Below are 26459 nucleotides of genomic sequence, written 5' to 3'. Positions count from 1 at the left end.
GCCAGACGGCGCCGCGGAGATGCCCGCACGTCGTGGACGCTCGAGCACGCCGCTCGGGGCGCGGCCGACAGCGGAGATCGAAGATGACGCATGGGATGAAGGCCGCGGCAGCGGCGGCGACGCTCGCCCTGGGACTGGCCCTCACGGCGACCGGCCCCGCCCAGGCCGACACCCGGCACGCGCCGACCGGCTCCCCCGCGCACGTGACCGTGGAGCGCGCCGCCGGGGATCTCACGGCGCAGGAGCGCCGGCATGCGCGGACGACGGACCCACGGAGCGGGGGGCGGAACCACCAGCAGCGCCCGCCGCATCAGGGCACCATCTGCGCCGGCTGCGCGGGCTGACCTCGGGAGCCGTGCGCGGCTCCTCCTCCGCCCGCGAGGGGCGGACGCCGAGGATGGCCGCACGGACGCCGGATCAGGCGTCGGCGCGACGCTCCGCGAAGAAGCCGTCGAGGAGATCCGCGCACTCGGCCGCACGCACGCCCGCGAACACCTCCGCGCGGTGCGGCAGCCGGCGGTCGCGCAGCACGTCGTACAGGGATCCGGCCGCGCCCGCCTTCTCGTCCCACGCGCCGAACACGACGCGCGGCACCCGGGCCGCGAGGATCGCGCCCGCGCACATCACGCACGGCTCGAGCGTGACCACGAGCGTGGTGCCCACGAGGTGCCGGTCGCCCGTCGTGCGGGCGGCGTCGCGAAGCGCCTCGACCTCGGCGTGCGCGGTCGGGTCCTGGTGCGCCTCGCGCTCGTTCCGCCCGCGCCCGACGACGACCCCCGCCGCGTCCACCACGATCGCGCCCACGGGGACGTCGGCTGTGGCCGCGCAGGCCCGGGCCTCCTCGAGCGCGACGGCCATCCAGCGCTCGTAGTCGCCGGGGACGGGCAGGTCCAATCGCGATCCCCCTTGCTGGTTGAATGGAGCCTATGCGAGTCCACGTAGCCGACCACCCGCTCATCACGCACAAGCTGACGGCGCTGCGGGACCGCACCACCCCCTCCCCCGTGTTCCGCAGCCTGGCCGACGAGCTCGTCACGCTGCTCGCGTACGAGGCCACGCGCGACGTCCGGGTCGAGACGATCACGGTGCAGACCCCGGTCGCGCCCGCTGAGGGCCTCACCCTCAGCGACCCGAAGCCGCTGGTCGTCCCCATCCTCCGCGCCGGCCTCGGCATGCTCGACGGCCTGATGCGCCTCATGCCCAGCGCCGAGGTCGGCTTCCTCGGCATGGTGCGCAACGAGGAGACGCTGCAGCCCGACATCTACGCCGAGCGCCTCCCCACCGACCTCTCCAACCGCCAGTGCTTCGTGGTCGACCCGATGCTCGCGACGGGCGGATCCCTCATCGCCGCCATCGAGTACCTCTTCGATCGCGGCGCCGTCGACGTCACCTGCATCTGCCTCATCGCCGCGCCGGAGGGCCTGAAGGCCGTCGAGGAGGCGACCGCCGGCCGGGAGGTCACCATCGTGCTCGGGGCGCTCGACGAGAAGCTCGACGAGGTGGGCTACATCATCCCGGGCCTCGGCGACGCGGGCGACCGGCTGTACGGCACCGCCGCGCACTGACCCGCGCCCTCGCCGCATCCGGCGCCCGCCTCCCCGAGGAGACGGGCGCCGCTGTCCGCGCACGCACGATTCCTGCGCGTCCCGCACGATTCCGGCCGCTCCTGTTGACACGGGCGCACGGATCCGTGCAAGCTCTCCCCATGACTCTGAACGCGCACGTCCTGACCTCCTCCGAGGCCTCGGGAGTCGCCGGCATGATGATGCCCGGCCGTGTCGCGATGTCCTGTCGAATGTCGGCCTGAGCCGCCGCCTTCGCCTGAGCGGTCCCGCGACGCATCCGTCGCCGACCCTCCCCGCCGTCACCGGCGCATCCGCCCCCTGAGGCGTCTCGCACTCCCCTGAGGTCCCGCGCACTCCAGCTGCGCCGCACCCGCATCATCACAAGGACTCCCGCCATGTCTCTCGCGACCATCGACCCCGCTCGCACCTCCCTCCGCTCCGCTCCCGCCGCTCCCGTGCTCCGCGCCGCGACGCCGCTCGCCCCGCCGCTCCGCCGACCGCAGGCCGTGCCCGCGCCCGCCGCGACCCCCACCGCCGCGCCGGCTGCCGCACCCGCCCGCCCGGCCCGCCTCCGCGCCGTCCCCGAGGGCACCGAGGCGCGCGGCTTCGCCATCTACGTCGGGCTCGACGAGCTCAAGGCGGCCGCCGCCGGCACCGACCTCGGCACCGTCGTCGCCGCGCTCAAGCGCCTGGCCGCCGAGCTCGCCCCGGGCGTCGAGACGCACGCCGCCGTGGCCCTGGCCCCCGAGGGCGCGGGCGGCCGCGACATCGACGTGGTCCGACTCGCCCTGCAGGATCCCGCCGCCGTCGCCCAGCACCGCGAGCAGCCCGAGGACGACGAGCGCGTCGACGGCGGCGTGACGGTCGACCTGTCCCGCAAGCGCGTCGTCCTCGACGGCGAGACCGCCCCGCTCACCTACAAGGAGTTCGAGCTCCTGCAGTACCTGGTGCTCCGCGAGGGACGCACGATCGAGCGATCCGAGCTCATCGCCTCGCTGTGGTCCGCCGCGGACGGGGACGACGTGCCGAACGAGCGGACCATCGACGTGCACGTCCGCCGCCTGCGCTCCAAGCTCGGCCGCTACGAGGAGATCGTCCGCACGGTGCGCGGCGCCGGCTACCGCTTCGATCGCCACGCGGACGTCGCCGTCCACCACGCGAGCACGCAGTCGCCCGACCTGTTCTGAGTCGGCCGCCGGCGCCCAGCCTGCCCTTGCGGAGCTGTCGGCGATCTCCCAGCACATCGGGCCCGTTCCGGGTAGCGGGGCGTTACGGGATCGTTATACAGTCTTCTCGTCCCCACCGTTTGCTGTGGCGGTGGAGACGGAATGTGATTGCAGGACACTCCTGGTGCAAGGGAGAGGGCCGGCCCCATGCCTCTGGGGTCGGCCCTCAGTCATGTCCGGCGCGGATCCGCCCCGGGCTGTCCCCGGTGCACCGCTCAGTAGACTCGCCATCGACAGCGTGCGCCCGATCACCATCGCGATGCGCACCGGACGAGGAGGCCTGGTGGGCGAGACAGCGGACGCCGTGCGGGCCTGGGAGTCGCTGTTCCGGGCTCAGGTGAGCGTGATGCGCCGCCTCAGCGCCGAGTTCCCCAGCCGCGAGCTCTCGTTCAACGAGTACGACGTGCTGTTCAACATCTCGCGCCAGCCCGAGGGTCGCCTCCGTCTCCGCGACCTCAACCAGCACGTGCTGCTCACCCAGCCCAGCGTCAGCCGTCTCATCGACCGACTCGTGGCGCGGGGCCTGGTCGTGAAGTGCGGAGACGAGAGCGACGGGCGGGCCACCATCGTGCGGCTCACCGACGCCGGCGACGCGGCCTTCCGCGCGGTCGCGCGCGTGCACATGGAGTCCATCGCCTCGACCGTGGGCGGGGCGCTCACGCCGGACGAGCTGAACACGCTGCGCGCGCTCACCGACAAGCTGCGCGGGAGCGTCGCCGAGGCCTAGGCCGCGGATCCGTCCGTCGCACCCGGCCGGGCGAACGGCCCGCCGTGGGCGACGAGCAGACGCAACAGCGCCATGACGAGGTCGGCGGCGGTCACGACGCACGCCGCCCAGCCGACCGCCGTGGTGAGGCCGGCCGCAGCGGGGCCGCCGACCTCGGCCGCGGCGAGGACGCCGACGACGACCACGGCCACGACGACGGCGGCGACGGCATCGACCCGGGAGAAGGGCGGCACCGTCTCGGCCGCCGCGGGTCCGCGGCGGCGGCCGCGGTGCGCCACCCGGTGCAGGCCGTCGCGGATGCGGGAGACCCCGTACGCCGCCTCGGCCGCCTCCAGCGGGAGGAACGTCGCACCGAAGACCACGTCCGCGAGGGTGCGTTCGCGGATCCGCCTGAGGGTGCGGATGTGCAGGGGCAGCCGCACCACGACGGGGACGGCCCACCACCACGCGGGCTCCAGCATCCCCTGGATCCCCGCGGCGGCCAGGTACAGCGCCACCAGCGCGTAGGCCACGAACCGGAGGACGGGCCCGACGCCGATGCGCAGGGACGCCAGGCGGGCGCGACGCCGGTCGCCGACGTCGGCGGGCGAGCCGCCGCGCGTCAGCCGGGCGACGTGGGCACCCCACCGGTCGCGTCGCTCGCGCATCATCCCCCAGGTGACGGAGGTGTCGACCCGGGCGCGGGCACCGGGGACGAGGGCGGAGCGGTCATCCCCGGCGAGGAGGGCCGTGAGGATCCCCTCCGACGGCTCGGCCGACGGCGACCGGGGGTCGCGCTCGGGGAGCCGGAGGAGCGATGCGGGGGCGAGCGGGACCGGGCCGGTGAGGCCGAGGTCGGCGCCGGTCTCGACGGCGCCCATGGCCCAGTGGCGCTGCAGGAGCCGGAGCGCGCCGGCGAGGGGGCCGTGGGATCCGGTCGGCCGCTGGTCGAGGGAGGCGGACACCGAGAGGGCGCCGGGATCCCGGTCGAGGGCGGCGGCGAGGAGCTCGAGCACGTCGGGCTCCAGCTCGGCGTCCGGCGACACGAGCAGCACGCGACCCTCGTCGCCGACCAGGCGGAGGGCGAACCCGTACGCGGACCGGAGCGAGCTCTCGCGCGGGCCGCGGTCGATGACCGTGACCGTCGTGCGGGCGACGCCCCCGTCGGGCAGGGTGCGCTCGTGGCGTCCGTTGGAGGTCCGCGCGACGGCGAAGGTGTCGTCGCGGCTGCCCGCGACCACGACCACCACGCGCTCCGGGGGGATGGTCTGCCCGAGGATCGAGGCCAGCGTCGCCGCGATGGTGGATCCGGCATCGCCCGCCACGACGACCGCAGAGACGGCGTCGCGCGACGACCGCCCCGGGTGCTCGGGCGGGGGCAGGGGCGCGCTCTGGTTGTCCATGGGCCTCTCGACGACGGCGGGTCTCGGGTGGGCGGTCGGACCCGGACGGACGCGCACTGCCATGTGCGATATTACGTGCCGCCGGGCTCCCTGCGCGAAGCGACCACGCGCCGGTCGGCCGCGCAGCCCCGTCCTAGGCTCGATCCATGAGTGACGACGACGCCCCCGACCGCGGATCCGACGACCGGGAGGGTGCCGACGCGGCGCACGGACCGAGCATCGTGTGGCTCCGCGACGACCTCCGCGTGGCCGACAACCCGGCCTTGCACGCGGCCGTCGAGCGGGGCGAGCCCATCGTGGTGCTGTACGTGCTCGATGAGGAGAGCGACGGGATCCGCCCGCTCGGCGGCGCCGCCCGCTGGTGGCTGCACATGAGCCTGTCTCGTCTCGGGGAGTCGCTCCGGGCGCTCGGATCGCCGCTGGTGCTGCGCCGCGGGAAGGCCGCCGATGCCGTCGACGACCTCGTGCGGGAGGTCGGCGCGGGTGCGGTGCTGTGGAACCGGCGCTACGGCGGCGCGGAGATCGCGGTCGACACCGCCATCAAGAAGGACCTCGGCGACCGCGGCCTCGACGTGCGCAGCTTCCACGGATCGCTGCTGGTCGAGCCGTGGACGGTGGCGAACAAGCAGGGCGAGCCGTTCCGCGTCTACACCCCGTTCTGGAAGGCCGCGCAGGAGCGGGAGGAGCCGCGGAAGCCGTTCCCCGCGCCGGACTCGCTCGACGGCCCGCGCGACGCGCCGCGCTCGGACGACCTCGACGGCTGGGGGCTGCTGCCGACGACGCCCGACTGGGCGGCCGGCCTCCGCGAGGCCTGCGAACCCGGCGAGGCCGCCGGCCTGCAGCGCCTCGAGGACTTCGTCCACCACGAGCTCGAGGACTACGCCGCCCAGCGGGACGAGCCCGCGGCGATGACGACCTCGCGGCTGTCGGCGTACCTGCGCTGGGGCGAGGTGAGCCCGTTCCAGGTGTGGCACCGGATCCAGCGCACGCGCGGCAAGAAGGTGGGCGGCGACGAGGTCAACGCCACCAAGTTCCTCTCCGAGCTCGGCTGGCGCGAGTTCAGCTACCACCTGCTGTACCACCAGCCGGATCTCGCGACCCGCAACTTCGTGGAGCGCTTCGACGCGTTCCCCTGGGAGGAGCCGACCGACGAGACGCTCGGCGCGTGGCAGCGCGGCGAGACGGGAGTGCCGCTGGTCGACGCCGGCATGCGCGCGCTCTGGAAGGACGGGCACCTGCACAACCGGGTGCGGATGGTCGTGGCGTCGTTCCTCATCAAGAACCTGCTGATCGACTGGCGCCACGGCGAGCAGTGGTTCTGGGACACGCTGGTCGACGCGGACGCGGCCAACAACGCGGCGAGCTGGCAGTGGGTCGCGGGATCCGGCGCGGATGCCGCCCCGTACTTCCGCGTCTTCAACCCCGTGCTGCAGGGGCAGAAGTTCGACCCGTCGGGCGAGTACATCCGCTCGTACGTGCCCGAGCTCGCGCACGCGCCCCGGGACGTCGTGCACGAGCCGTGGAAGGCGATGGGCGACCTGGTCGCGAGCGCCGAGGACGGGGCGGACGACCAGGACGGGGGCGGGCTCGCGTCCTACCCGGCGCCGATCGTCGACCTGAAGGAGTCCCGGCAGCGGGCGCTCGCGGCGTACGACGAGATCAAGGACCGGTGACGGGCCGGCCCGCGCGGGGATCGCGCGGGCCCGCCGGGCGGGTCAGGAGCCGTCGCCCGCGTCGCCTCCGCCGAGGCGCTCCACGCGCTCGTGGCGCTCGCGGATCCCGCGGCCGCGCTTCACGTCCTCGCGCTCCGCGGCGGCCTTCTTGTCGCTGACGACGGTGTCGCGCGCCGGCAGCTGCAGCGTCTCCTCGGCGGCGATGCCGGCCTGGAGCTGGCGCCCGCGCTCGAGCTCCGCGTCGAACTCGGCGCCGAACAGCAGCGCGAGGTTCGCGATCCACAGCCACAGCAGGAACACCACGACGCCGGCGAGAGCGCCGTAGTTCTTCGCGTAGCTGGAGAAGTTCGTGACGTAGAACGCGAAGCCGACGCTCGCGACGACCAGCACGAGGAGCGCGATGGCGGCGCCCATGCTCATCCAGCGGAACTTCGGCTGCTTCGCGTTCGGGGTCGCGTAGTAGAGGATCGCGATGAGCAGCACGATCGCGAAGGCGAGCACGGGCCACTTGGCGATGGACCACACGATCTGCACGGTCGGGCCGAGGCCGAGCGCGGCGCCGATGGCGTCGGTGACGGGGCCGGAGATCGCGATGATGAGCGCGCACACGAGCAGGATCACGATGCCGATGACCGTGACGGCGAGCTGCATGGGCTTGAGCTTCAGGAACGGGCGGCCCTCGGGGATCTCGTAGATGCGGTTCATCGCCCGGGTGAAGGCGCCGACGTAGCCGGAGGCCGACCAGATCGCGAGCACGATGCCGGAGACGAGGGCGAAGCCGGCGGCGGGCGATTCGACGAAGCCGGTCAGGATCGGCTCGATCAGCGCGAGGGCGTCCGCGGGGGCGAAGCCGCGCAGCAGGTCGAGGACCGCCGTCACCGTCTGCTGCCCCTGCCCGAACACCCCGAGCAGCGAGATGATCGCGATGAGCGCGGGGAACAGCGACAGCACCGCGTAGTAGGTGAGCGACGCCGCGATGTCGGTGCACTGGTCCGAGCTGAACTCGCGCATGGTCTTCCGGAGCACGTACTTCCAGGAGGGCTTCTCGATCTCCGTCGGGGAGTCGGGCTTGCGCGCGTCCTCCTCGTCGGGCCGGTCCTCGATCGTGCCGGCCGTGTCGCGTCGTGCCACTGGTGCCTCCGTGGGTGTGCTCGGGGTCGGGTCCCCTCCCCCAGCGTGGCCCCTGCCCGGCGGCGCGCCTAGCCCGCGGCGGACGGAGCGGCGGGCGGAGCGGTCGGCCGCGGGCCGCGTCCGTCGAGCGCGCGCGTCTCGTACACTCGCCGAGGGCCTCGCGCGGCCGCGGATCCGGCACCCGCCGGAACATCCGCCCCCTCGCGCGCGTTGCCCACGTGATCGCCTCGACGATCACCGTGCTCCGCCCCGGCAGGCACGGACGCCGCCCGAGCAGAGGAGCACGCATGCTGCGCACCATGATGACCGCGAAGATCCACCGCGCCACGGTGACCCACGCCGACCTGCACTACGTCGGCTCCGTCACGGTCGACCGCGACCTGCTCGACGCCGCGGACATCCTCGTGGGCGAGCGCGTCAGCATCGTCGACGTCACCAACGGCGCCCGGCTGGACACCTACACGATCGCGGGCGAGCGCGGCAGCGGCGTGCTCGGGATTAACGGCGCGGCCGCGCACCTCGTGGACGTCGGCGACGTGGTGATCCTCATCGCCTACGGGCAGATGACCACGGAGGAAGCCCGCGTGCTCGAACCCCGTGTGGTGCACGTCGACGCGGGCAACAGGATCCGCGCCGTCGACGCCGACCCCACCGCGCCGCCCGCGCCCGGCCTCGAGCGGTCCCCGCTGGCCGAGCCGGTCTGAGCTGCGGCGTCGAGCGCCGCGCAACTGTACTGGGTCCCCCAAAAGACGGACACACCGGCTTCCCCCCAATACGGGGTACATTCCCGCGCAGTCCGGGGGATCGCCAGCATGCGCGGCTACCGTGGAGGCATCCGGTACGGCTCTTCGGGTGAGCGGTACCGCACCAGCCGGTTCGTCTGCGGGTAACAGACGTTCACGTGCGCAGATCGGCCCGGGCCTCGAAGGCCCGGGCCGATCTCATCTCCCCGGCCCCTGCGCGGGTCAGCGCTCTTCGGCGCGACGCCTCCTGCGCTCGTCGCGCTCCGCGTCCGCTGCCGCCGCCTCCTCGGGCGTCGGCGCCGTGCCGCCCCGGTGCCGCGGCTGCCACCAGGCGCCGTGGCCGTCCACCGGGTACGCGGACTGCAGGTCGTCGACCAGATGCTGGAGCTCGTCGCGGAGGGCGTCGGTGACCGCGCGCGGATCCGCATCCGGCGCCACGGGGATCCGCTCTCCCACGCGCAGGTGCACGGGCACGCCGACGCGGTCGCGCATGCGGATGCGCCGGTTCTTGGTGAGCAGCCGGTGTCCGCCCCACACGGCGACGGGCACGATCGGCACGCCGGCCTCGGCGGCCAGCCGCGCGGCGCCGGTCTTCAGCTCCCGCACGCGGAAGGACGCGCTCACGCCCGCCTCCGGGAAGACGCCGATGAGCTCGCCCGCCCTCAGGGCCGCGACGGCGTCGGCGTACGCCGCGGCCCCCGCGGTCATGTCGACCTCGATGTGGCGCATGCGGCGCAGGACCCAGCCGACGCCGGGCTGGTCGAACGCGCCCTTCTTGGCCATGAAGCGGATCCGGCGGCGGTTGTGCAGCCAGGTCGCCCACTCGACGAGGGCGAACTCGAGGTAGCCGAAGTGGGTCATCGCGATGACGGCGCCGCCGGTGTCCGGGATGCGGTCGCGGCCCTCGGCGACCAGTCGGAGGCGGAGGGACCCGAAGAGCGCGCGCCCCAGGACGACGGCGGTGCCGTACACGGGCTCGCGGGTGCGGCGGTTCATGCACCGACCCTACGGGGGTCGACTCCGCGCGCACCGGGAGCCGACGGCGCCGGGACGGGCGCGTCGGCTCCGGACGGGTCAGCGCCGGCGGCGGGCGGGATCCAGCCAGTAGTTCGAGAAGCCCGTGTCGGCCGGGTTGACGTTGAGGCCGGGCGGCACGATCTCGTCGATGCGGTCGAGCGTCGCGGCGTCGAGCTCCAGGGTGGCCGCGTCGAGCTGCGACTCGAGCTGCTCCATGGTGCGCGGGCCGATGATCGCGCTGGAGACCGCCGGGTGGCGCAGCACGAAGGCGAGCGCGAGGTGCACGAGCGGCACGCCGAGCTCGTCGGCGAGGGCGCCCAGCTGGTCGGCAGCCGCGAACTTCGGGTCGGCCGGGTCGTAGCGCGACGGGTCGCGGTCGTTGCGGTGCGTCTTCGGGATCTCCTGGCCCTTGCGGTACTTGCCGGAGAGCCACCCGCCGGCGAGCGGGCTCCAGACGAGCGTGCCCATGCCGTGGCGCTGGGTGGTGGGGAGGAGGTCGGCCTCGATGCCGCGGGTGAGCATCGAGTACGGCGGCTGCTCGGTGACGAAGCGCGCGGTGCCGCGCTCGCGCGCGACCCACTGCGCCTCGACGACCTGGCTCGGCTGGAACGTGGACGAGCCGATGTAGCGCACCTTGCCCTGCGTGACCAGGTCGGTGAGCGCGCCGAGGGTCTCCTCGATGTCCGTGTGCTCGTCCGGCCGGTGCATCTGGTACAGGTCGATGTAGTCCGTGCCGAGGCGGCGCAGCGAGTCCTCGACGGCCCGCATGATCCAGCGGCGGGATCCGCCGCGGTAGTTGGCCTCGGGCTTCATCCCGTTGAAGAACTTGGTCGCGAGGACGAGGTCGTCGCGGCGGCCGGACTGCGCGATCGCCTTGCCGACGATCTCCTCGCTCTCGCCGTACGCGTAGATGTCGGCGGTGTCGATGAAGGTGATGCCCGCGTCGATGGCGCGGTGGATCACGCGGATGGACTTCTCGTGGTCGGTCTCGCCCCAGGCGCCGAACATCATGGTGCCGAGGCAGAGGCGCGAGACCTCCACGCCGGTGCGGCCGAGGTACGTGGTGGGCTGGTCGGTGGACTGCTCTGTCATGAGCGCCACGCTACGCGCTGGGCCGACGAGCGGCGCTAGGCGGAGGGGCGGCCCTCGGCGGCGTCGGCGGTCGCGACGTCGGACTCGGTGGATGCGCCGGGCTCGACCGTGGCCGGGGCCTCGTCGTCCATGGTCTCCAGCGTGATGTCGGCCTCCGGGGCCTCCTGGCCGTCGGCGTCGAGCGGCACGATGTAGTCGCCGAGGCGACGGCGGGCCGCCTCCTCGCGCTGCACGCGGATCCGCTCGAGCTTCTCCTCGCGGAGGCGCAGGCGCTCGGTGTCGACCTCGACGCGGCGCACGGTGACGCCGCGCGTGGGGCCGGCGGCCTTGGCCGGGGTGGTCTTGCGGCTGGGCTCGCGCTTCGCGGCCTCGCTCGCGGGCTTCCGCGACGGGGCGGTGCCCGACTTCGCGGCAGCCGACACGGGCTTGGTCGACACGGCGGGCGGCTTCCCCGAACCCGGGCAGCGCTCGTGGTTGCGACCGTGGTCGAGGATGTTGCCCGTGGCCATGCCGACGGGGTTCGCCTTGCCGCAGACCGAGCACTTCGTCGCGGGGGATGCTGCCACGTTCGATACCACTTTCCATCGCCGCGCCGTCGCCGGACCGAGGATGCCGGTCGGCCGGACGGCGCTCGTCCACGCTACCCGACGCGGGAGGCGCGGGGATACCGGAGTCCCCCGACCAGGGGCGTCAGGCCGGGACGCAGGTGGTGCGCATCCGCACCACGACGGCGCCGTCGGCCTCCTCGACCTCGAGATCCACCGTGACCGACGCGAGCTCGTCGAGGCCGGCCAGGTGCGTGCCGCCGCAGGGGATCCGCGCGGTGCCGCCGGGCAGCTCGCACACCCAGGAGCGGCGCGAGGTGAGCAGGTCGCCCTCGCGCTCGATCCGCGCGGCGGCGCCCGAGGCGACCCACCCGGCGAGCGTGGCGTCGACCTGGGCCCGCACCTCGTCGAGGTGGTCGAGGAGCGTCGCGGGCACGAAGCCCTTCTTCCGCAGCGACTTCCCGAGGCGGTAGGTGTCGACGGACGACCACGGCCCGATGCGCGAGGTGCCGATGGCCAGCGCGTCGAAGCCGGGGGCGCCGAGCGCGTCGCGGGGCACGTCCTTGGTCCAGGCGCCCTCGAGCGCTCGGTCCAGGGCGAGGGAGGCGAGGTGGCAGCCCGTGTGGCCGGCGCTCAGCGCCCGGCGGTGCTCGGGATCCACGGCGACCTCGACGGCGTCGCCCAAGCGGATGTCGGCGTCGCCCGGCACGACGTGGACGGCGACGAACGACCAGCCGTCGGCGCCCTTCTTGACCGGGACGTCGGCGCCGACGTGGAGCGCGGCGTCTCCCGCGGGATCCCTCGACGCCGCGCCGACGACGCAGTCGAGCACCTCGATCCCGGCGCCGCGCACCCGCAGCACCGCGCGGTCGGCGGGCTGGTCGGGCCAGGCCGCGTCGACCGGGTGGCACGCGGTCGCGTCGAGCACGACGGCGCGCGTGCCGTCGGCGAGGTCGTCGACGCGGAGGACGGTCCCCTCCGAGGCGACGGATCCCGCCGGGTAGGTCACGCGCGTGGGCGGCAGGGCGACGGCGCCCGCGGGGGTGGAGGTCATGGCGGCTCCCGGCTCGGTGTGCCTCGATCCTCGCAGACCGGGTCCGCCGGGACGGCCCGGCGCATCACGCGGGCGACGTCCCGCGGGCGGGCGCGCGGCCGAGCAGGCGCCGCAGCGCCGCGCGCTCGAGGAGGGTCCAGGCGGCGCTGGCCAGCAGGTACAGGGCCGCGGCGAGCGGGGCGACGCCCGCGAAGACGACCGTGACGAACGGCAGCACCCGCATCATCGTGGTCATGCCGGCCATGCCGGGGAGCGCCGGGTCGGCAGGCGCGGGCGGCCCCTGGAACCGGAGGTCCGCGCGGCGGCGGACCTCGATCACCACGGCGAGCAGCCCGAGCACGACGACCGCGACGGCGAGCGGCGCGACGCCCATGCCCGCCGCCGCGAGCGCGTTCGATCCGAGCGGGATGCCCGCGAACGGCGCGACGAGCAGCACGTTCCCCTCGCCGCCGATGCGCGCGTGCGCGAACAGGGCGTAGACGGCCGCGAGCACGGGCGCCTGCGCGAGCGTCGGCAGGCAGCCGGCGAGCGGAGATGCGCCCTCCCGTGCGTACAGCTCCTGGACCGCGCGCGACAGCTGCTCGGGCTTCCCCGCGTGCCGGCGGCGGAGCTCGGCGAGCGCGGGGGCGATCCGGCGGCGCTCGATCTCGGCGCGCACCTGCGCCACGCCGACCGGCACGAGCAGGGCCCGCACCGCGAGGGTCAGGAGGATGACGGCCACCCCGGTCGCGGAGGCGCCGGCGAGGGGATGGATCAGGTCGGCGAGGCCGACGACGAGCTGGGACAGGCCGTCGAGCACGGCTCGGACGGGGGCGATCGATGTGGGGTCCACGGGGTTCCTTGCGACGAGAGCGGAGGGGGTCCGTCTGGTCGTCGCATGCGGGCGCGCGCCGGATCCGTGCCGCGCGGTGGCGGCGGACCCCTGCTGGCCGCGGTCAGGCGGCCGGGAGCGGCGCAGGCACGACGACCTGCATCCGGCGGCCCGGGGCCCGGGAGCGCTCGTGCCCGTCCGCGTCCGGGTCGCTCGAGGAGACGAGCACCGGGAGGTCGACGTCCTCGTCCGGGCGCAGCGGCGGCGCAGCGGATACGAGGAGCCCGCGCGCGGCGGCGATGCGCACCAGCGCGACCGCGGCGGCCACGGATGCGGCGCCGAGGAGGGCCGCGAGGAGGATCGCGGGCGTCACGCCCGCGCCGCCCAGCACGACGTCGCCCACGAGGGCGAGGACGCGGCCGAGGGCCTCCAGGACGATGGGCATGCCCGACGGTAGCACCGGGCCCGCGGCGAGCACGAGGGGCGGGCGCCCGCCCGTCGACGCCACCGCCTGCCGCGCCACCCCACCCGGACGTCGCCTCATCGTCGCGCCGCCATGCGCGGCACTCCGAGGTACCGCGCACTGCGTGATACTGTGCGACGCATGAGAGAGATCGACTGATGGACACCACGCAGCTCCTCAAGGGCGCGCTCGACACCGCGGTGCTCGCCGTCGTGCAGCACGACGACGGGTACGGCTACGACATCGTCCGACGCCTGCGCGACGCCGGCCTCGGCGACGTCGGCGACGCCTCGGTCTACGGGACGCTCCGCCGCCTCTACGCGGCCGGCGCGCTCTCGAGCTACGTGGTGCCGTCCGAGGGCGGACCGCACCGCAAGTACTACGCGATCAACCCCGAGGGCCGCGAGCTGCTCGCCGGGCAGCGCGCCACCTGGGCGGCCTTCGCCACGGCCATGAGCGGGCTCCTCGGCGAGCCGGCACCCGCGCCGACCCACCGCACCCGGAAGGCCGGCGGCACCGGCGAGGGCCCCGTGCCCGCATCCGTGAACGTCCGCACGATCGGAGAGAAGCCGTGAACACCGCAGATCCCACCCTCGACACCCGCATCCAGGCGTTCGCCGCGGCCGTGCGCGCCCGGCTCGCCGACCTCGATCCCGAGGACGTCGACGACCTCACGGGCGGCCTCGAGGCCGACCTGCAGGAGGAGGCCGCGGATCACGACGGCGCCCTCGAGCTCGGCGATCCCGTGCGCTACGCGGACGAGCTGCGCAGCTCGGCGGGGCTGCCGGAACGCGCGGTCGCGACGCCCGCGACCTCGCCGCTGACGCAGCTGCGGGACGGCGTGCGCGAGCGAGCCCGAGAGCTGCACGCGCGGATCCGCGCCAACCGCGAGCTCTCCGCGATCCTCGACCTGCTGATCGTCTTCCGCCCGGTGTGGTGGCTGCTGCGGGCGTGGGCGGGGTACCAGTTCCTCGGCCTGACGCTCGGGAGCCTGCGCGTGCTGCCGACGACCCTCGTCGGCTGGACGATCCTCGTCGTCCTGACGGTGATCAGCGTCCAATGGGGCCGCGGACGTTGGGCGCGGTCCCGGCCGGCGCAGGCCCTCCGCACGGTCGTGAGCGTCTTCACGGCGCTCGTGCTCCTCGCGCTCATCCCGACGCTGCTCAACGAGCTGGCGGTCCGGGAGTACAACGATCCGGGGGCGAGCACCTCCTACATCGAGCAGCCGGGCCTGTCGCTCGACGGCAAGCAGGTCACGAACCTCTTCGCCTACGACGCCGAGGGGAACCTCCTCGAGCGCGTGCAGCTCTTCGACCAGGACGGCGAGCCGGTCACGACGGTCGGCTCCGCCGCGACCGACGGGATCGCCGCCGATCCCGCCACGGGCGCGTCGGTGACCCCGTCCGACGGCGCCTGGAACGTCTTCCCGCTCGACCGCATGCACGCAGGTGTCGTGGAGGGCACGACCGACCCCGGCACCGGGATCCGACCGCCGTTCGCCAAGGCCCTGCCGCTGAGCGAGGAGCCCGAGGTGACACCGTCCCCCACCCCGAGCGCCGGTGGCGTGACGACCACCGACGGCACCGTCTCGGGGTCGCCGACTCCCACGCCCACGCCCACCCCGGGGCCGACCCCGTGAGCGCGCTCCTCGACCACGGCCACGCGGCGCGCGGGATCGGCGCCGGCACCGGCACCGGCGCGGAGCTCGCGCGGCTGACGGCGCGCGAGCGGGAGATCCTCGTGCTCGTCGCCCGCGGCCTGTCGAACGCCGAGATCGCCGGCCGGCTGTTCCTCGCGCCGACGACGGTGAAGACGCACGTGAGCCGCACGCTCGACAAGCTCGGCGTGCGCGACCGCCTGCACGCCACGATCTGGGCGTACGAGAACCGCGTGGTGGAGCCGCTCGCGACGACGCGCTGAGAGGCGGGATCCGGGATGCCGCCGGGGAGACGCGAACGGCCCGCCAGTGGCGGGCCGTTCGGCATTCTGTCTCAACCAGAGATGTGCACCCCGAGGTGCTGTGCGCCCGGAGGGATTCGAACCCCCAACCTTCTGATCCGTAGTCAGATGCTCTATCCGTTGAGCTACGGGCGCAGTCGTGCGGCGATGATCCCCGCGAGCGGCGATCAGGCCGGGAGACAGACTACATGCTGCGGGGCCGCCTCGCGAATCCGCGCCGCCGACCGCCCACCGCGCCCCTCCCGCTGTCCGACGGAGCCCGTCCGGCGGGCGCCCCGACGGCCGCTCATTAGGCTGGATCGACCCGAACCGCGAGGAGCGACCCTTGGCATCCTGGACCGATCACGTCGTCTGGTGGCACGTCTACCCGCTCGGCTTCACGGGCGCGCCGCAGACCCGCGACGACCTCGCCGGGCCCGACGGCGGATCCCCCGCACACCCCGACGCGCCGCCCGCCCACCGCCTCGACCGCATCCGCGCCTGGCTCCCCTACCTCGTCGACCTCGGCGCCAACGGACTCCTCCTCGGTCCGGTCTTCGACTCGGAGACCCACGGCTACGACACGCGCGACCACCTGGCCGTGGATCCGCGCCTCGGCGGCGACGCCGACCTCGACGCCCTCCTCGCCGACGCCTCCGCGCGCGGCGTGCGGGTGCTCCTCGACGGCGTCTTCAACCACGTCGGCCGCAGCCACCCGCGCTTCGTGCAGGCGCTCGCCGACGGCCCCGGATCCGAGGCCGCCTCCTGGTTCCGCTGGGACGACGCCGGCGAGCCCGTCGGCTTCGAGGGCCACGGCGCGCTCGTCACGCTCGACCACGACTCCGAGGCCGTGCGCGCGCACCTGGCCGAGGTGATGATCCACTGGCTCGACCGCGGCGTCTCCGGCTGGCGCCTCGACGCGGCCTACGCCGTGCCCGCGTCGTTCTGGGCCGCGGTGCTGCCGCGCGTCCGCGAGCGGCACCCCGACGCCTGGTTCGTCGGCGAGATGATCCACGGCGACTATGCGGGCTACGCCGCCGAGTCGACCATCGACTCCATCACCGCCTACGAGCTGTGGAAGTCGATCCGCAACTCGATCGCCGAGGGCAACCTCTTCGAGCTGGACTGGACCCTCACCCGTCACGGCGAGCTGCTGCCGTCGTTCACGCCGCAGACCTTCATCGGCAACCACGACGTGACGCGCATCGGCTCGGCGGTGGACCCGCGCCACCTCGGCCACGCGATCGCCCTGCTGCTCCTGCTGCCCGGCATCCCGTCGATCTACGCGGGCGACGAGCGCGGCCTCACCGGCGTGAAGGAGGATCGCGCGGGCGGCGACGACGCCGTGCGCCCCGCGTACCCGGCCTCGCCCGACGACCTCCACGACGACGAGCGCGCCGCCGGGATCCGCAGCATGCACCAGGCGCTCGTCGGCCTCCGCCGGCGCCACGCCTGGCTGGTCGACGCGCGGATGGAGACGTCCGGCCTGACGAACACCGCGCTGACCATCACGCTGCGGCCGTCCGGCACGGGAGCGGCCGGTGGCGTCGCGCCCGGATCGCCGGACGCCCTGCGGCTCGTGCTCAACCTCGGCGACGAGCCCCTCGCCGTCCCCGGTCCGCCCGGCGGTCTCGAGGCGGGCGACCTCGCGGGCGACGGGCGGGTCCCCGCGCACTCCTGGGCGGTGCTGGCCGGCGCCTAGGGACCGGGACGGCCGCGCCGCGACGCGGCGGTCGCGACAGGACCCGCGTCAGATCGCGCGGTGCGGCCAGCCGTAGACCTCGGCGAGGAGCGCCGCGCGGGCCGCGTGCGCCGCGGCCTCCTCCAGCGCCTCCCCGTCCGGATCCTCGTCCGCGGGAGCGAAGTGACCGTCCGCGATCTCCGGCTCGTCGTCGTCGTCGAACGGCCGGTGCGTGAGCGGCCACTCGACGACGGTGAGCGGAGGCCACACCGAGGGGTCGGTGGCGTCCGCCTCGCGTTCCCGCGGCTCGTCGTCCGCATCCGCGTCGCACGCCTCGGCGCCGAGGAGCCGCTCGTCGGACGCGTCCGCCTCCACCGCGCGCAACCCCTCCCCGTCGCCGTACGGCGCGAAGAGGAACTGCGAGAAGTGGCGGGTCACGGCGTCAGGCTAGTAGCCCGGGGCTCCCAGGAACGGGCGTCGAGCGGGGTTGTGGAAGGCTGCCCACTACCTGTTCGCGGACGAGGTCCGCTCAGTCCCCGGAGCGCCCCGGTTGCCCCAGCGGAACGGCCTCGGGCCGCCCCACGGTGCTGCGGATCTCGCCCGTCGCGGCGGGGTCGAGGATCGCGTCCATGACCTCGAGCACGTGGAACGCGAGCTCCCCGGACGCGCGGTGCGGCACGCCCCGGCGGATCGCGTCGGCCATCTCCGCGAGGCCGCAGCCGCGGCCGGCGTCGACGAAGCCGGCGCTCGGCTCGACGTCCGTCCACTCGCGGTCGGCGGACGTGGCGACCTGCACGGGCCCGGAGAAGTGGTTCGGGTCCGGAACCGACAACGTCCCGGCGGTGCCGTACACCTCGATGTTCGGGATCCGCGTGGCCCAGATGTCGAAGCTCATCGTGACGGTGGAGACCGCGCCCGACTCGTGCGTGAGCACGGCGCTCACGTGCGTGTCGACGGTGACGGGGATCTCGCGCGACTCGGGGTCGGATGCGGCGGAGCGCACGCGGTCGGACCGCAGCGACGCGCCCTGCACGCGCGTGATCGGGCCGAGCAGCGTCACGAGGGCCGTGAGGTAGTACGGCCCCATGTCGAACATCGGGCCGGCCCCCGGCTGGTAGTAGAACGCCGGGGCGGGGTGCCAGAGCTCATGCCCGGGAGCGCCCCAGAACGCGTTCGCGGCGACGGGCTTCCCGATCGTCCCGGCGTCGAGCACGGCGCGGGCCGTCTGGATGCCGGTGCCGAGGACGGTGTCCGGCGCGGATCCGACGCGCAGCCCCTTCTCCTCGGCGAGCCGCAGGATCGGCTCGGCCTCTGCGGGACTCAGCGCGAGCGGCTTCTCGCCGTACACGTGCTTCCCGGCCTCGAGCACGCGGAGGTCGACCTCGGCGTGCGCGGCGGGGATGGTGAGGTTGAGCACGCTGTCGATGCGCGGGTCGGCGATGAGGTCGTCGACGCTCAGCGCGTCCACGCCCTGCGCCTCGGCGACCGTGCGCGCGCGGTCGAGGTCGAGGTCGGCGACCGCCACGAGCCGCACGCCCGGCAGGCTCTCGAACGCGGCGAAGTACTGCTCGCTGATCTTGCCGACGCCGATGATCCCGAGGGTCATCGCGTCGTCGTCGTGCTTCAGCGTGCTGCCCACAGGAGGCCCCTCTCGATGATGGTGCGGACGTTCGGGTCCTCGACGACCTCGATGCGGTGGCCGGGGGCGGAGACGAAGATGCGGCCCTCGCCCCACTGGCGGGTCCAGATGGCGGGCGCGGTGACCGGGCGGTGCCACGGATCCCACGGCCGCACGGTCTGCGTCGTGGTCGCGAGCACGTCGTTGTACTCGTCGCTCAGGACCCAGTACTGCTCGGTCACGAGGTCGAAGTCGGCGATCCCCTGCGTGATCTCGTGCGTGCGCCCGAGCTCGGTCATCTCGACCGTGTACGGGATGTAGTTGTCCGACTGCTCGCCCGTGCGCTCGGCCGGGTCCTTGCCCGCGTGGTGGGCGAACTGGCCGCCGATCATGTGCAGGTAGTCGGCCGTGTTCCGGTACGAGTCCGCGATGCCGCCGTGCCAGCCGGCCATCCCGGTCCCCGCGACGACGGCGGCGTACAGGCCGGCCATCTCCTCGGGCTCGATGGTCGTCATGGTGTTGGCCTGGACGATGAGGTCGGTCTCGGCCATCGCGTCGACGTCGGCGTAGACGGCCGATCCCTCCTCGACGCGCACCTCGAAGCCGTTCTGCTCGAGGAACGGGATGAACAGGCCCGTGGTCTCCACGGGCATGTGGCCGTCCCAGCCCCCGCGGACGACGAGCGCCTTCCGGGCGGCGCTCACGCGAGGGCCGTCCCGGTCGGGCGACCGCGATGCGGACGGGCGGGCGTGCGGGGGATCTGCGACACGGGCGACTCCTTCGTCGGGCGCGGCCGGTCGGCTGCCGGGCGCCCCTCGAACGCTACGCACCCGCGGTCAGGCGGGGCAAGGAGGCCGCGGGCGATCCGAAACGTTTCACTCGGGCGGCGACACCGCGTCCGCCGGAGCGGGCGCCGCCGTGCTGGCGCGGACCACCAGCGCGGTGGCGAGGTCGAGCCGGGTGGGCTCGTCGCTCCGGCCCTCGCGGATCCGGAGCACCATGCGCGCCGCGGCCTCCGCCATCTCCCGCACGGGCTGCCGGACGGTGCTCAGCGCGGGCGAGACGATGCGGGCGAACGGGAGGTCGTCGTAGCCGAGGACGGAGAGGTCGTCGGGGATGCGGATCCCCCGCTCGCGCGCCGCCTCGTAGAGCCCGACCGCCTGCTCGTCGTTGCCGGCGAAGATCGCCGTGGGCCGCTCCGCGCCGTCGAGCAGCTCGCCGCCCGCCCGGAACCCGGCGGCACGGCCGAAGTCGCCCTCCGCCTCGACGAGCGACACCACGGGCCCGGCCGCCTCGAGCGCGCAGCGGAAGCCCGACATCCGCGCCCGCGAGTAGAGGCGGTCCGTCGGCCCGCTGATCGCGCCGATGCGCACGTGGCCGAGCCCCAGCAGGTGCTCCCCCGCGGCGTGACCGCCCTCCCAGTTGGTGGATCCGACGGCCGGCACGTCCGCGGCCGGCGACCCCGCGGGATCCACCACCACGAACGGGATGCCGCGGCTCCGCAGCTGCCGCTTCTGCGCGGGCGCGAGGTCGGAGAAGACGAGCACGAGGCCCATCGGCCGGCGCTGCATCACGCCCGCCATCCAGTCGCCGTCGAGGGCGGTGTCGCGCCCGTGCTCGGTGACGATGACGCTCAGCGCGCGCTCGCGCGCGACCGCGGAGACGCCGCGCAGCAGGTCGACCGAGAAGCCCGTGTCGACGACCTCCAGCACGATCTCGATGAGCGCGCCGTGCGGCCGCTCGGCCCCGCGCCTGCTGTAGCCGTGCAGCTCCATCAGCTCCTCGACGCGGGCGCGGGTCGCGGGCGAGATGCCCTTGCGTCCGTTGAGGACCTTGCTGACCGTGCCGATCGACACGTTCGCCTCGCGCGCGATGAGGCCGAGGGTGGTGCCTGCGCCGTGCTCGGGGTCGGGCGCCCGTGCTGCGTCGGGAAACGTGTCGCTCATGATCGCGATGCTAGGCCGGGTGGCGCCGCGACGACGCCCCGACCCGTCCGGGCCCGCGCAGCGCTAGGCGGTGAGCCCGGGCACCGGTACCGCCGGGTCCTCGGCCGACGGCCGCGTCGGCGGGACGTTGGCGGGATGCACGTCGAGGTCGCCGGCGACCTCGACGCCGACGACGCGCGGGGCGAACCGGTCGCCGTCGACCACGATCCAGCTGCCGACGAGCAGGAACGCGTCGTCCCCCGCGGTGAGCGGACCCGTGACGTGGAACGGGCCGTAGGCGGGCTCGTCGAACGTCACCCGGACCGCGGCGCCGTGCGCGAGGCCCGCCGTCGACGAGGGCAGCTCCGGCCGGGTCGCGCTCTCGTCCTCGTGGCTCACAGAGATGCCCTGGATCTCGCCCGCGGCGCTGAGCGAGGTGTCCGCGACGGACATCTGGCCGTTGGCGCCGGTCCGCACCGCGCCGTCGACGGCGTACAGCCCGTACCGGGGCGAGCGTATGACGACGCGGACGGCGTCTCCGGGCGACAGCGCGGAGAGCGCGTCGCGGATGGCCTGCACGTCGCGCCGAGAACGGCCCGTCGACAGCTGGTCGAGCATCTGACGGTCCACCCGAGGAGCGTATCGGTCCGCGACGAGCTCGACGCGCGAGCACGTGGGTGCGGGACGGAGCAAGCGGAGATGGCGGAGACGGTGGGATTTGAACCCACGGTACCCATACGGGTACTCCACCTTAGCAGGGTGGTGCACTAGGCCGAACTATGCGACGTCTCCAGACGTACCCGTCCACTGTACCGGACGCGGCGGCCTGGTCACATCCCCGCCCACCGGGCCGCCGGCCCGAACGGGGGGTGCGGCGCGGTTGTCCCCCATTCGACGGACACGTAATGTCTGTGACGACGCGTGTGCCGGACCCGACCGGCTTACCCCCCGCGTGTCGATGTGTCAGCCCAGAGATGTCCCGCTCGCCCACGTGGCCGCGGTCCCGGATCCCCCGAACCGGCACCGCTCACCCTCACGCACGCGACGACGTCGCGAGCCCCCCGTGGGCGAGAACGTGGATTCTCGTCCGGCGGAGGATTCGGGTCGAAAGCTGAACGAGATAGACGGGTCCCTGCTGCATAGGGTGTGCGGCGGGGCCCCGTCGCCCTCCTCGGGCGCGCGGCCGTCCCGGCCGCCCTCGACACGGGGCTCACCCCTTGAAGGCCTTCGAGCAGGTCACCGTCCCCGCGTCCGTGCCCGTGACGGCCTCGGGCAGCACCGTGGGCGCCGAGGCGGCCGGCTGGGATCCGTCGCCCGCGGCGGGAGCGCTCGCCGACGGAGCCGGGGTCGACGCGTCAGGCTGCTCCGCGACCGCCCCGAGACCCGTGTTGCCCGCCTTGACCTCGAACGGCTGATCCGTCTTGAGCAGCTCCATGAGCTGGTCGCCGTCCGTCTTCAGCGGCTGGACCTTGCCGGCGTAGACGCCGGTGCCCGCAGTGGTGCCCGGGTACTGCAGGAAGTGCACCTGGTCGAGCGGGATGTCCTTGAGCGCCAGCGCCATGGACGCCATCGTCTGGTAGTCGAGCGAGGTGGAGCGCTGCATGTTGTCCACCGCCGCCTTGGCGAGGCCGTAGACGCGCGTGGGGTCCGAGAGCGTGCTCGACTGCTTCATCGTGCGGACGAGGGCCGAGAGGAACACCTGCTGGTTGCTGATGCGCGCCAGGTCGCTGCCGTCGCCGACCGCGTGGCGCGTGCGGAGGAACTGGAGCGCCTGCTTGCCCTGCAGGGGGGTCACGCCCGCGGGGAGGTCGAGGTCGGTGCGCTTGTCCTTGAGGGGGCTCGCGAGGCAGACGGGAACCCCGCCGACCGCGTTGGACATCTCGATGACGCCGTTGAACTCGATGAGCGCCGCGTAGGGGATGTCGAGGCCGGTGAACTGCGCGACCGTCTTCGCGACGCACGGCAGCCCGCCGTCGGAGAGCGCCGTGTTGAGCGGCGCGGCGGACATCGCGGGCGCGGTGCCGGATCCGTCGCTGCGCGCGCACGCGGGGATGGGCACCACCATGTCGCGCGGGAGGCTGACGACCGTGGCCTGCGAGTGGTCGGCGGAGACGTGCAGCACCATGTTCACGTCGTTGAGGGCGCCGTCGGTCTTGCCGTAGCCGTCGCCCTGGCCCTGGCGCGTGTCGGATCCCGCGAGGAGCACGTTGAAGCCGCCGTCGAGCGCGCCGACGCCGACGGTGGTCTGCTCGGTGCCGTCGCTGATGTCGACGGTGTTCGCCTGGACGGACCTGTTCAGGTCCCAGAGCGCGATCGTGCCGACGGAGAGACCGCTGACGAGCAGGACCGCGACGCCCATGGCGACGCCCTTGACGAGGGTGCGCACCGCGCTCGGGCGTCCCAGCCGGCCGTGGCGGGCGATGACGGGGACCTTCGCGGTCCGCCGGGGGCGCAGGGGCGCGTCGCTCATGCGGATCCTCTCCGGGCGGAGGGCGTGGGATTCGAACCCACGAGACATCTCTGCCCACCAGTTTTCAAGACTGGCTCCATCGGCCGCTCGGACAGCCCTCCCGATGCGCGCTCCCGCGTGGCGGGCGACGTGCGATCGAAGAGGATCCTACCGGTGGCCGGTCGGCCCGCGGTGGTGCGGCCGGGTGACCGCGCGGGATGCGCCACTCTCGCACGCCGAGGATCAGAGGCGGCTGAATCCTCCCCAGCCGGGGAATCGGCCGCCGCCGGACCTCAGAGACGGGCGAGGACCGCCGCCGCGCCGTTCTCGGTGATGGGGCCCGTGACCTCGGTGGCGACGGCGATGACCTCGGCCGGCGCCTGGCCCATCGCGATGCCACGACCGTGCTCGCCGGCCCACTCGAGCATCTCGATGTCGTTGCGCCCGTCGCCCATGGCGATGACGTGCGTGCGGGCGATCCCGTGCAGCTCGCGCACGCGCTCCATCGCGGTGGCCTTGTTCACGCCGTCGGGCGCGATGTCGAGCCACGCGGTCCAGCCGATCGAGTAGCTGACGCGATGGAGGCCCATGCGCTCGACGACGTCCTGGAAGTCCTCCATGTCGTGGCCGGGCGAGATGACGACGACGCGCGTCGCGGGCACGTGCAGCAGCTCCTCGAACTCGACCTGGCGGCCGTTCGCCTCGAGCACGCCGTCCGGGAAGTCGCCGCCGGCGTAGAGGTACACGCCGTGCTCGTCCTCGACGGCGTAGCGGCCGCTCGCGAGGTGGGGGCGGATCCGCTGGAGCACGTCGGCGGGGTCGAAGGTCTCGACGAAGCGGCGGGTGTAGCCGGTGGGGGCGTCCGCGTCGCGCTCGAGCACGATCGCGCCGTTCGAGCACACCATGTAGCGCGGGTGGATGCCCAGGCGGTCGACGATCGGCAGGGTGTCGGCGACCGAGCGGCCGGTGGAGGGCATGACCAGGTGGCCGATCTCCTCCATCCGCCGCACCTCGCGGATGACCGACTCGTCGAGCGAGCCGTCCTCCCCGAGGAGGGTGCCGTCGATGTCGAGGGCGATGAGGAGGCGGTCGGCGTCGGGCACCCGCGGGGTCATCGGGCGGCCTTCGCCGTGGCCGGCTCCAGCTTCTCGAGGCCGCCGAGGTACGGACGCAGCGCCTCGGGCACGCGCACCGAGCCGTCGGCCTGCTGGTGGGTCTCGAGGATCGCGACGATCCAGCGCGTGGTCGCGAGCGTGCCGTTGAGCGTGGCGACGGGCGAGGTGCGGCCGTCCTCGCCGCGGAAGCGCGTGCCGAGGCGGCGGGCCTGGAACGTGGTGCAGTTCGAGGTGGAGGTGAGCTCGCGGTAGGCCCCCTGCGTGGGGATCCACGCCTCGACGTCGTACTTGCGGGCGGCGCTGGATCCGAGGTCGCCTGCTGCCGTGTCGATGACGCGGTAGGAGAGGCCGAGGTCCTGCATCATGCGCTCCTGCATGGCGAGCAGGCGCTCGTGCTCCGCCTCGGCGTCGGCCGGGTCGACGTAGGAGAACATCTCGAGCTTCTGGAACTGGTGCACGCGGATGATGCCGCGGGTGTCCTTGCCGTAGGAGCCCGCCTCCTTGCGGTAGCAGGTCGACCAGCCGGCGTAGCGGACGGGGCCCGCGGCCAGGTCGAGGATCTCGTCGGCGTGGTACCCGGCGAGGGCCACCTCGCTCGTGCCCGTGAGGTAGAGGTCGTCGTCGTCCAGGTGGTAGACCTCGTCGGCGTGCGCGCCGAGGAAGCCGGTGCCGGCCATGATCTCGGGCTTCACGAGCGTGGGCGTGATGAGCGGCACGAGGCCGGCCTCGAGCGCGCGGGCGAGGCCGAAGTTCATCAGCGCGATCTCGAGCCGGGCGCCGATGCCCTTGAGGAAGTGGAACCGGGCGCCGGACACCTTGGCGCCGCGGCCCATGTCGATGGCGTCGAGGATCTCGCCGATCTCCAGGTGGTCGCGGGGCTCGAAGTCGAACGACGGCTTCCCGCCGACCTCGCGCACGAGCGCCCAGTCGTCCTCGCCGCCCGCGGGGACGCCGTCCATGACGATGTTCGGGATCCGGCGCATGGCCTCGTCGAGCGCCGCCTCGGCCTCCTGCGCGCGCTCCTGGGCGGCGGTCACGCGGGCCTTCAGCTCCTGCACCTCGGCGATGAGGCGCGGCTTATCGGCCTTGTCGGCCTTCGCGACGAGCTTGCCGTGCGCGTTCTGCTCGGCGCGGAGGCCCTCGAACTCGGTGACCGCCCGGCGGCGCTCGGAGTCCGCGGCGACCGCCTGGTCGACCACCTCCACGGACGCGCCGCGCAGCTCCTGCGAGGCGATGACGAGGTCGGGATGGTCGCGGAGGGTCTGCGGATCGATCACCCCGTCACTCTAACGAAGCGGGTCCGGCGTGTCCGGGCGGTCGTGACGGGGCGGCGACGCGTCAGGCGCCCGCGCCCGGCTCCGCCGAGACGATGCCGCGCAGCCAGTCGCGCGCCTCGAGGAACACGTCGTCCTCGTACCGGGCGCGGTAGGTGCTGGGCGTGCCGTCGGCCCGCGGGTAGGAGCCGAGGAAGGTGACGCGCGGGCTGAAGCGGCGGATCCCGAGCAGCGCGTCGGCCACGCGCTCGTCGTGCACGTGCCCCTCGGCGTCGATGACGAACCGGTAGCGGCCGAGCTCGTCGCCGATGGGGCGCGACTGGATGAGCGTGAGGTTCACCCCGCGGGTCGCGAACTGCTCGAGGAGGTCGAGCAGGGATCCGGCCCGGTCGTCGGGCAGCTCCACGATGAGGCTCGTCTTGTCGGCGCCGGTGCGCGCGGGCAGCGCGGTGGCCCGGCCGACGAGGACGAAGCGCGTCACGGCGTTCGGGTTGTCGCCGATGCCGCGGGTCACCGCCTCGAGCGGCTGGCTCTCGGTGATCTGCGGCGGCGCGATGGCGGCGTCCGCGATGCCGTCGTCCAGCAGCGACAGGGCCGCGGCGACGTTCGAGGACGCGGGCACGTGCCCGTGCGTGGGCAGCTCGCGCTCGAGGAAGCGGCGGCACTGGCCGTAGGCGACCGGATGCGCGGCCACGGTGCGCACGTCGGCGAGCGCCGTGCCCGGCCGCACCACGAGGTCGAAGGTCACGGGCACGAGGTGCTCGCTGAGGATCCGGAGCCCGGGGATGTTCGCCAGCGCGTCCTGCGTGGCCGTGACCCCGCCCTCGACCGAGTTCTCGATGGCGATCATGGCGGCGACCGACGTGCCGGCGACGACGTCGGCGAGGGCCTCCGAGGCGTTGTTGACCGCGCGCCACGTGCGACCGCGGGCCGCCTCCACCTGCTTGAGCGCGGCCTCCGTGAAGGTGCCCGACGGCCCGAGGTAGCTGTAGGTCTCGTCGGGTCGCGGGGTCTCGGCCATGCCTGCACC

28 protein-coding genes and 3 tRNA genes are annotated in these 26459 nt (G+C 74.0%); 10 read left to right on the top strand and 21 right to left on the bottom strand.

Features of this window, described 5'->3' with window-relative positions:
- Window positions 1-95 precede the first annotated feature (95 nt).
- On the top strand, window positions 96-344 hold the full coding sequence (locus tag JOE38_RS13050) for a hypothetical protein (RefSeq protein WP_204576669.1): 249 nt from the start codon (window positions 96-98) through the stop codon (window positions 342-344).
- Between the two features lie 73 nt (window positions 345-417).
- Here the strand turns inward: JOE38_RS13050 and JOE38_RS13045 are convergent, their stop codons facing one another.
- Window positions 418-858 (bottom strand): nucleoside deaminase, encoded by a 441-nt coding sequence (locus tag JOE38_RS13045; RefSeq protein WP_204577222.1) that lies wholly within the window; start codon window positions 856-858, stop codon window positions 418-420.
- Between the two features lie 68 nt (window positions 859-926).
- On the opposite strand from JOE38_RS13045, the gene upp reads away from it, so the two are divergent.
- The 3 genes from upp (at window position 927) to JOE38_RS13030 (ending at window position 3518) form a co-directional block, all read left to right on the top strand.
- The gene (upp, locus tag JOE38_RS13040; RefSeq protein ID WP_041464689.1) at window positions 927-1565 is read left to right on the top strand and encodes a uracil phosphoribosyltransferase; all 639 of its coding nucleotides are present in this window, start codon (window positions 927-929) and stop codon (window positions 1563-1565) included.
- A gap of 395 nt (window positions 1566-1960) precedes the next feature.
- Window positions 1961-2752 (top strand): winged helix-turn-helix domain-containing protein, encoded by a 792-nt coding sequence (locus JOE38_RS13035; protein WP_204576668.1) that lies wholly within the window; start codon window positions 1961-1963, stop codon window positions 2750-2752.
- A 298-nt stretch (window positions 2753-3050) separates the two neighbouring features.
- A complete protein-coding gene (locus JOE38_RS13030) occupies window positions 3051-3518 on the top strand; it encodes a MarR family winged helix-turn-helix transcriptional regulator (RefSeq protein WP_204577221.1) in 468 nt (155 codons plus the stop codon).
- Here the strand turns inward: JOE38_RS13030 and JOE38_RS13025 are convergent.
- Entirely contained in the window at window positions 3515-4900 is a 1386-nt protein-coding gene (locus tag JOE38_RS13025; protein WP_204576667.1) for a glycosyltransferase family A protein, read from the bottom strand. The genes JOE38_RS13030 and JOE38_RS13025 overlap by 4 nt on opposite strands.
- Before the next feature lie 146 nt (window positions 4901-5046).
- Here JOE38_RS13025 and JOE38_RS13020 point away from each other — a divergent pair, with 146 nt between their 5' ends.
- Window positions 5047-6573 carry a cryptochrome/photolyase family protein gene (locus JOE38_RS13020; protein ID WP_204576666.1) on the top strand — a complete coding sequence of 509 codons (1527 nt, stop codon included), beginning with the start codon at window positions 5047-5049 and terminating at the stop codon, window positions 6571-6573.
- 42 nt (window positions 6574-6615) lie between these two features.
- Here the strand turns inward: JOE38_RS13020 and JOE38_RS13015 are convergent, their stop codons facing one another.
- Complete coding sequence (locus tag JOE38_RS13015) at window positions 6616-7704, bottom strand: YihY/virulence factor BrkB family protein (RefSeq protein ID WP_204576665.1); 1089 nt, start codon at window positions 7702-7704, stop codon at window positions 6616-6618.
- A gap of 287 nt (window positions 7705-7991) precedes the next feature.
- On the opposite strand from JOE38_RS13015, the gene panD reads away from it, so the two are divergent.
- Window positions 7992-8408 carry an aspartate 1-decarboxylase gene (gene panD, locus JOE38_RS13010; RefSeq protein WP_204576664.1) on the top strand — a complete coding sequence of 139 codons (417 nt, stop codon included), beginning with the start codon at window positions 7992-7994 and terminating at the stop codon, window positions 8406-8408.
- Window positions 8409-8669: 261 nt separating this feature from the next.
- Here panD and JOE38_RS13005 read toward each other — a convergent pair whose 3' ends face one another.
- From JOE38_RS13005 to JOE38_RS12980, 6 genes are all read right to left on the bottom strand, one after another.
- Entirely contained in the window at window positions 8670-9443 is a 774-nt protein-coding gene (locus JOE38_RS13005; protein WP_204576663.1) for a lysophospholipid acyltransferase family protein, read from the bottom strand.
- A 78-nt stretch (window positions 9444-9521) separates the two neighbouring features.
- Window positions 9522-10556: an aldo/keto reductase gene (locus tag JOE38_RS13000; RefSeq protein ID WP_204576662.1), complete on the bottom strand. Its 1035-nt coding sequence runs from the start codon at window positions 10554-10556 to the stop codon at window positions 9522-9524.
- A gap of 35 nt (window positions 10557-10591) precedes the next feature.
- On the bottom strand, window positions 10592-11122 hold the full coding sequence (locus JOE38_RS12995) for a hydophilic protein (RefSeq protein ID WP_307838880.1): 531 nt from the start codon (window positions 11120-11122) through the stop codon (window positions 10592-10594).
- Window positions 11123-11246: 124 nt separating this feature from the next.
- A complete protein-coding gene (locus JOE38_RS12990) occupies window positions 11247-12155 on the bottom strand; it encodes a metal-dependent hydrolase (RefSeq protein WP_204576660.1) in 909 nt (302 codons plus the stop codon).
- 64 nt (window positions 12156-12219) lie between these two features.
- Entirely contained in the window at window positions 12220-12987 is a 768-nt protein-coding gene (locus JOE38_RS12985) for a YidC/Oxa1 family membrane protein insertase (RefSeq protein WP_204576659.1), read from the bottom strand.
- Between the two features lie 103 nt (window positions 12988-13090).
- Window positions 13091-13411 carry a DUF6412 domain-containing protein gene (locus tag JOE38_RS12980; RefSeq protein ID WP_239544833.1) on the bottom strand — a complete coding sequence of 107 codons (321 nt, stop codon included), beginning with the start codon at window positions 13409-13411 and terminating at the stop codon, window positions 13091-13093.
- 176 nt (window positions 13412-13587) lie between these two features.
- On the opposite strand from JOE38_RS12980, the gene JOE38_RS12975 reads away from it, so the two are divergent.
- The 3 genes from JOE38_RS12975 to JOE38_RS12965 are packed head-to-tail and all read left to right on the top strand — an operon-like array spanning window position 13588 to window position 15349.
- Complete coding sequence (locus JOE38_RS12975) at window positions 13588-14004, top strand: PadR family transcriptional regulator (protein WP_086521113.1); 417 nt, start codon at window positions 13588-13590, stop codon at window positions 14002-14004.
- On the top strand, window positions 14001-15068 hold the full coding sequence (locus JOE38_RS12970; protein WP_204576658.1) for a hypothetical protein: 1068 nt from the start codon (window positions 14001-14003) through the stop codon (window positions 15066-15068). Before JOE38_RS12975 ends, JOE38_RS12970 begins: the two co-directional genes overlap by 4 nt.
- Complete coding sequence (locus tag JOE38_RS12965) at window positions 15065-15349, top strand: response regulator transcription factor (RefSeq protein ID WP_204576657.1); 285 nt, start codon at window positions 15065-15067, stop codon at window positions 15347-15349. The genes JOE38_RS12970 and JOE38_RS12965 overlap by 4 nt, the downstream gene beginning before the upstream one ends.
- Before the next feature lie 101 nt (window positions 15350-15450).
- Here JOE38_RS12965 and JOE38_RS12960 read toward each other — a convergent pair.
- Window positions 15451-15523 (bottom strand) — tRNA-Arg (locus JOE38_RS12960).
- Between the two features lie 190 nt (window positions 15524-15713).
- On the opposite strand from JOE38_RS12960, the gene JOE38_RS12955 reads away from it, so the two are divergent.
- The gene (locus tag JOE38_RS12955; protein WP_204576656.1) at window positions 15714-17069 is read left to right on the top strand and encodes an alpha-amylase family protein; all 1356 of its coding nucleotides are present in this window, start codon (window positions 15714-15716) and stop codon (window positions 17067-17069) included.
- 48 nt (window positions 17070-17117) lie between these two features.
- On the opposite strand, the gene JOE38_RS12950 is transcribed toward JOE38_RS12955, so the two are convergent.
- From JOE38_RS12950 to pheA, 11 genes are all read right to left on the bottom strand, one after another.
- Window positions 17118-17486: a hypothetical protein gene (locus tag JOE38_RS12950; RefSeq protein ID WP_204576655.1), complete on the bottom strand. Its 369-nt coding sequence runs from the start codon at window positions 17484-17486 to the stop codon at window positions 17118-17120.
- 91 nt (window positions 17487-17577) lie between these two features.
- Window positions 17578-18654 carry a Gfo/Idh/MocA family protein gene (locus JOE38_RS12945; protein ID WP_204577219.1) on the bottom strand — a complete coding sequence of 359 codons (1077 nt, stop codon included), beginning with the start codon at window positions 18652-18654 and terminating at the stop codon, window positions 17578-17580.
- Window positions 18655-18671: 17 nt separating this feature from the next.
- Window positions 18672-19370, bottom strand: a complete 699-nt coding sequence (locus tag JOE38_RS12940) for a ThuA domain-containing protein (RefSeq protein WP_204576654.1) — start codon at window positions 19368-19370, stop codon at window positions 18672-18674.
- A gap of 171 nt (window positions 19371-19541) precedes the next feature.
- Window positions 19542-20612, bottom strand: a complete 1071-nt coding sequence (locus tag JOE38_RS12935; protein WP_204576653.1) for a LacI family DNA-binding transcriptional regulator — start codon at window positions 20610-20612, stop codon at window positions 19542-19544.
- 63 nt (window positions 20613-20675) lie between these two features.
- A complete protein-coding gene (locus JOE38_RS12930; protein WP_307838879.1) occupies window positions 20676-21221 on the bottom strand; it encodes a hypothetical protein in 546 nt (181 codons plus the stop codon).
- A gap of 70 nt (window positions 21222-21291) precedes the next feature.
- Window positions 21292-21383, bottom strand: a tRNA-Ser gene (locus tag JOE38_RS12925).
- 418 nt (window positions 21384-21801) lie between these two features.
- Window positions 21802-23061: an LCP family protein gene (locus JOE38_RS12920; protein WP_204576652.1), complete on the bottom strand. Its 1260-nt coding sequence runs from the start codon at window positions 23059-23061 to the stop codon at window positions 21802-21804.
- Between the two features lie 16 nt (window positions 23062-23077).
- A tRNA-Ser gene (locus JOE38_RS12915) sits at window positions 23078-23162 on the bottom strand.
- 171 nt (window positions 23163-23333) lie between these two features.
- A complete protein-coding gene (locus JOE38_RS12910; RefSeq protein WP_204576651.1) occupies window positions 23334-24155 on the bottom strand; it encodes an HAD family hydrolase in 822 nt (273 codons plus the stop codon).
- Window positions 24152-25432 carry a serine--tRNA ligase gene (gene serS / locus JOE38_RS12905; protein ID WP_204576650.1) on the bottom strand — a complete coding sequence of 427 codons (1281 nt, stop codon included), beginning with the start codon at window positions 25430-25432 and terminating at the stop codon, window positions 24152-24154. Before serS ends, JOE38_RS12910 begins: the two co-directional genes overlap by 4 nt.
- 61 nt (window positions 25433-25493) lie before the next feature.
- Window positions 25494-26450, bottom strand: a complete 957-nt coding sequence (pheA, locus tag JOE38_RS12900) for a prephenate dehydratase (RefSeq protein ID WP_204576649.1) — start codon at window positions 26448-26450, stop codon at window positions 25494-25496.
- Window positions 26451-26459: the final 9 nt, after the last annotated feature.

Source organism: Clavibacter michiganensis, from assembly GCF_016907085.1.
GTDB classification, from domain to species: domain Bacteria; phylum Actinomycetota; class Actinomycetes; order Actinomycetales; family Microbacteriaceae; genus Clavibacter; species Clavibacter michiganensis_O.
Note: the sequence above shows the minus strand (reverse complement) of the source record. Positions and strands in the feature narration are given on the sequence as shown.